A 6,263-nucleotide genomic window follows, 5' to 3' on the forward strand; every position below is an offset into this window, starting at 1 on the left:
GGTCATAATAAATCCTAAATGTGTAAACACATTTCAGGACGAGACAAGTTATTAAAAAAGGCTTCTAAATAAATTTAGAAGCCTTTTTGTTATGTACTCACTTAATATTAAAACAAAAGAATGCTCTTCAAATAAAATGAGTGTCACTTTTTAGTTACATTATTTGAGACCACACTTATTATCAAACCATGATAACAACTCGGTATAAAATTCTTTTTTATGATCGTAGAAAAGCGTATCAGAAAAGTGATCAGCATCTTCAAGCTCAATATATTTAAAGTCTTTTTTGTACTTCTCAAGCTCAGATACGAAGTCTCTACTGTGTTTTACTGGAACACGACTGTCGATATCACCATGCACAACTAGTATAGGAATATTTACTTTATCTACTTGCTCTACAGGAGAGACACCTGTAATCGTAGGGCGTTGTAAAATACTTAAAAAGCGATTTTCGTTAAGAGTTGCATTAATACGGCTTAAATCACTTACCCCTGCACCGGCAACAACACATTTATATATGTTGTTTTCACGCATAGATGCAGCAAATGCAGCATAACCGCCATAACTCCAACCAAATAAAGCAAGCTTATCTTTTGTTGCTAAGCCTTTATCTATTAAATATTGTGCCGCGTCGTCTAAATCATCTTGTTTTTTCAAGCCCCAGTTATTATCACCGGCTATCCAATGCTCCAGACCGTACCCCGTAGATCCACGATAGTTTGGTTGAATAACTACGTAACCATGATAGGCAAGTAACTGCGCCCAGTCATCAAATACAACAGAGTCACGCACCCAAGGACCACCGTGAGGAAGTACTATCGCAGGGTAAGGACCTTTAGTCGCAGGGATGGTTACATACGCTTTTATTTTGCGTCCATCTCTTGCTTTATAAGAGATATATTTAACGGATCCTAATTTACTTTTATCAATAAACGGAAGTCGGTCACCAATTTTAGTCAGCTTCTGCTTATTAGTAACAATGTAATAGCTGCCTGGGTTATCGTCAGCAGATACTCTCACCACTAATACGTTATCGTTATCAGAGCTACTAATGATTTGTACAAACTTATCTTTAAATAAAGAAGCAACAGATTCGTTAAGTGCTTGAAGGTTTGGGTCTGTGAAATAAAACTTAGGCTGCTTGGTTGTATAGCGAAAGCCTTGTAAAGTGCCGTCGGTATCAAGTATAACACCGTCTGTATCTACAGATTTAAGACCAAATTGACGTTCAGAATACTGACCTGTTTTAATATTGTAAATATAAATGCCAGTCGTATTTTCGCCTAAGTTGGCGTTAACATAAACTTCGTTAGGATTACCTTTTGCAAATCCTAATATCTCAAAGTTTTCACGCTTTTTAGGACTAACTTGCTTAATTACTTTCCAATCATCATTGCCTTTATCTCGGGCATAATAATCGATTGCGTTATCAGATTTATTCCAACCTTGGGCTATTCTTATTTCACCATCGTAGTCAGAAACAAACGAGCCTGATACTTTTTCATTTCCGCGCATTACAGTAACGCTTCGTCCAGTGTTAATATTAAATCTCACTACATCTGGAATGTAGTTATTATTAATATCAACTTCTACAAGTACTTCATCTTTTTTGTCTGGAAGTATATTTATTATATTAAATTGAACATTTCGCTTTTTCTTAAATGGTAATAACCAGTCGCCTTTACCATCTGCATCAGTTATTGCAAACTTATTAACCCAGTATTTGCGACTTCCATCTTCTAGTATTTGTCTAAACATAACGCCTATTTTTTCATCGTTTAACCATACGATGGAAGATATCAGCATTTTATCAGCGCCCAACCTTACGGGGTCTGCTTCTAGGTTATTTGGATCTCTTATCTCAATTATATAGTCACCATTTTTGGTAGTCGCTCTTAAAATAGCAAGCTTCTTACCATCAGGTGATGCTACAACACTACGAATAGCAGATGACATTGAGAAAGCATCGATACTGCTCACTTGTGTCGCATCTTCAGTTTCGCTATTAGCGAAAGAAGATAGGCTTAGTAAGGTAAATCCTACTAACATTCTTTTTTTAAGTTTCATTTTTTATTCCCTCAAAAAAAATGGCCTAAAATTTTAGGCCATCTGGATTGAATATATACTCAGCCAATTCTAATTAAAAAGAAGCTGTAAAACTGATGTATGGGCTACGTCCTGAAGTATCATAACCAACACCTAGAGGGATGTTAGTATTTGAGAAAGAACCATTTGGATCTACTTTTGGTGGAGCTTCATTAAATACGTTACGTACACCAAAGTTCACTTTATAAGCATCGTTAGACCAAGTCATACCGATGTTATGTACAAAGTAGTCATCAGTGAAACCAACAGGGCGACACTTAAGTGGAGCACCATTTGCGTCAGTTAAACCACGACAACCTGCAGTACCTTCTTCGAATTCACCTAAATCATCTTCATCTTCACGACCTTTACCGATGAAACGTGTTTCCCAGTTAAATCTAAAATCAGAATATTTAAGTTGTAAGCGTGCTGTACCGCGCCATTCTGGTGAATCTGGCTCACCCATATTGTCATCAATAGTACCAAGTACATCAAAAACTTGCTCTGTCATGCGCGTGGCTTGAAGGTCTAGTGTAATACCTAAGTTTTCTTCTGCAATTACCGTATCTGTTTCAAAGTAGATATTGTAATCAAAACCTTTAGAAGAGATTAAACCAATATTGATAAAGCTAGCATCAACTAAATCAATTTGACCATTTTCGTCACGGCCGATACGGCTACAAAAAGCATCATTACCATCAGCAGAATAACACTGACCAATACTGTAGAAAGCACTTGGCTCTGCAATACTATTTGTTACTTCAATGTCAAAACGAGTTAATGACATTGTTAAATCAAATGCATCAGTGAACGGTTGTTCAAAGATAAAACCGTATGTTTTAGCCACTGATGTTTCAGCACTAAGTTCAGTTGTACCGCCAGTTTCAATCTCAGCGCTGTAAGTAGCAGTATATGAATCAGTCCCACCTTGACCTAAACCAAGAGTAGTTGGATCAATACCTGATGCTTGACAAGCGTTTAATACCGCTGTATCGCGTGTTTCTTCAGCTGCATTATATGTAGCTGCTGAACCTGGGTTCAATGGGTCAATATTACGAGCATCTTCCGGAACAACACATGGATCGGCAACTGTATTAAAACCAGACGTACCGTTTAAGAAACGTTCACGTAAGTTTGGCGCTCTATAAGAAGTACCTTTTGTAGCACGAAGAGTAAACCAATCAACAGGACGGTAGATAGTTTTAAGACTATAAGTTGATTCAGCATCGTAGAAAGATTCCTCAGAAACACGGCCAGAAGCTGTAAATGTAAGTTCTTCAGCACCTTTAACTCCTTTAAGTAAAGGGAAGTCAACTTCTGTAAATATTTCTTTTAGATTACGAGAACCATCAGCGCCTTGGTCAGCAAAGTAGCCCCATAGTAAGCCTTGTGATGCTGCTGCATTAGGATTTGATTCAATCTCATCACGACGATATTCAATACCAACGATACCTGCAACAGTTTCGTTATTCCATGGTAGTGCGAAGAAGTCACCACCCATGAATGCATTAAAAACAAACTGGTTTACTTTAGTTTCGATGTCGCGGTCAATAAATAAATAGGCCGCTTCTTCAGGTGAAAGCGTACCGCCGCCTTCTTGGTAAATACTGTCTGCAAATAAATTAACAGGAACACATCCATCAGAACCGGTACCACAGGTAACAGTACCATCATCATTAAGAACAGCGGTTTCTAATGAGTTAATTAAGCGCTCTTCATCAATACCAACACGGTGGTCAGTACCTTTAGATGCGCTATACGATACAGACGCGTCGTAGTACCAATTGTCTAAACCAATGTTTTCGAACATACCAATATTACCAGTAACACCGGTAACTAAACGATATTGTGAAACTTCAACTTCAGTTTGATCACGGTCACCACGAATATTGATGATTGGCTGAACGGCCTCAGGTCCACCAGGGCCCACACCTAACACGCCAAAACAGTCAATACCGTTTGTTCCACAAGGGTTATATGGGTTTGATGCCGCTACTTGTTGAAATATTTGTGCACCAGGGCTAAAAATTGGTGATTTACGACTCGCATATAAACCTTCGTAGTAGAAAGTTGTATCGTTATCATCTTGGAAGTTATATTCACCATTAAGCATTAGTGAAATACGTTCATTTTTACTTCTGTAATCACCACTTTTGTAGTAATCAGATTGTTGGAAAGCGTATAGAGGGTCTTGGAAATCAACGTCACGGAAACCATCTCCGTTACCATCAACAAATACACCATCATTAATACCATCGCCATCGAAATCGCCAGCTACCCATGAAGGTAAAAATCCTTCAAGACTTGATGGTACAGTTGATTCGCTGAAGTTTGGAATACCAGTGTTTGTAAAGTTAGGAGTGTAATAAACACTACCAAAGAAAGAAGGTACGCTAATACGATTTGTTAGAGGGAAGATATCACATGAATCTTCACCACTCGCCACAGGACCATAGCCACTGTTTCTCGTTACGATACTGCCATCTTCAGCTTCCCAAATACGCTCTTCACACCCTTTAACAAAAGGGTTACCAGATAAAGATTGAGATTTTTGTTCTGAATATTCAACGCCTAGAGTGATAAAACCATTATCCATGGTTTTGCCCCACATACCCGAAAGTACAGTTTCTTCACCGCCTTCACCTTTAGGTTGACGATAAGATGCATCAAAAATAAAACCTTCAACATCTTTTTTCAATATTACGTTAGCTACACCCGCTACCGCATCAGAACCATAAACGGTTGATGCGCCATCAAATAAATTCTCTACACGCTCAATCATTACGCCAGGTATTAAATTCAAATCAGGTGATGTTGGTGCACCACCAACGCCAGCAGGAGCCATTCTTCGGCCATTAATAAGCACAAGAGTTCGTTCAGCACCTAAACCACGAAATCCGATTGTTGCAGCGCCCGGACCGTTATCTAGTACAAAACCACCAAATGTATTATCTATTTGAGCACCAGCCGCTTGGCTGGTCGATTGAAGCATTGAGCCTGCATCAAATAAACCCATTTCACGAGATAAGTCGCCATTGATAATTTGAATTGGTGATGCATTTGAAAATTCAGCTTTTCTTATACGTGAGCCTGTTACAACTATTCGTTCAGGTGCTTCTTCTTCTAATTCTACGTCTGAATTCAAGTCATTTTCTTGAGCTAGCGCGTTAGGCGCTAAGGCTACAGAGCCTAGCAATAAAGAGTATCTTATTGCATTTGATAGAGCTTTAGTTTTAAACATATGTAAATCCCTGAGATATTATTGTTATTTAAGCTATAAAGTTACAGATCAAGATCATAGCGGCACAATAAATTTACATTATAGAAACAAAATAGTAAATGCAGTTAACAGTTTGCTGTTGCTAAGGAATGTGTAATTGATGTTTTTTTGATGAAAAAGTATAGTTTTTTGGGTGGTGTTTTTTTTAATTTATTGTTTATTATATGATTTTATTGTTTGTAAATGAATGTGAACAGATGTAATCAGTATTTGCTTAATTAAGAAGGCTCAGCTTGACCTTCTAGGAGTGAGAATAGGATTTAATAGGGCACTTTGTACTTATTCACCACATATCAATTTTAATAAGTTCTCTACTACATTTGCCCAGCAACAGTGGTGTTTCGATCTATTGTAGTTAGTTGTGAGTTTACGTAATTTGCAATGACTGTAATAACAAAGCCGATGCAACAAATTTTGGTACGTTAATATTAGCTTCTTTAAGTGCACGTATAGCGCCAATAGCAATTAAGTCGCTTGCAGCAAATAAGGCGTTAAATTTAATATTATTAGCGATAAGTGAACGGCGTGATACCTCAATTATTCAGTGGGTATAGTATTAGCCATTTTTCGCTCTCTTATTTTAACGTTATTAGCAAGTAATGCGCTAAATGATGTAAAACAAGCTGATATTAAAAATAGTTATGTAAAAGAGTTAGGGTAATTTGCTAATAGCGGCATTTTTTTACCAAAATAAGCGTGGGATGTATAGGTGTAAATAAAGCAGGTTATAAGTTGGGTGAGGACACAAACTCAGCTACACCTAAAGTCTGGATACATGCAAAATATATTAAGCAGGTACTTTTACTCAGTGGTAAACGAGTTTGGGATCATTATTTGGTGGTTTTCGAGTCATTTAAGTAATGATTTTGAAATTATATGACATAAAAAAAGATTTTAA

General features: G+C 37.4%; 2 protein-coding genes and 1 pseudogene. All 3 read right to left on the reverse strand.

The window, feature by feature from the left end; genetic code table 11:
• Positions 1-159: 159 nt before the first annotated feature.
• Positions 160-2,067, reverse strand: coding sequence for a prolyl oligopeptidase family serine peptidase (locus GQR46_RS14605; RefSeq protein ID WP_165741319.1), 1,908 nt, complete (start codon positions 2,065-2,067; stop codon positions 160-162).
• A gap of 73 nt (positions 2,068-2,140) precedes the next feature.
• The gene (locus GQR46_RS14610) at positions 2,141-5,326 is read right to left on the reverse strand and encodes a TonB-dependent receptor (protein WP_165727411.1); all 3,186 of its coding nucleotides are present in this window, start codon (positions 5,324-5,326) and stop codon (positions 2,141-2,143) included.
• 318 nt (positions 5,327-5,644) lie between these two features.
• A pseudogene (locus GQR46_RS20685) lies at positions 5,645-5,968 on the reverse strand (substrate-binding domain-containing protein); the annotation flags it as partial.
• Positions 5,969-6,263: the final 295 nt, after the last annotated feature.

This window comes from Pseudoalteromonas sp. Z1A6 (genome assembly GCF_011378745.1).
In the GTDB taxonomy this organism is placed as follows: Bacteria; Pseudomonadota; Gammaproteobacteria; order Enterobacterales; family Alteromonadaceae; genus Pseudoalteromonas; species Pseudoalteromonas arctica.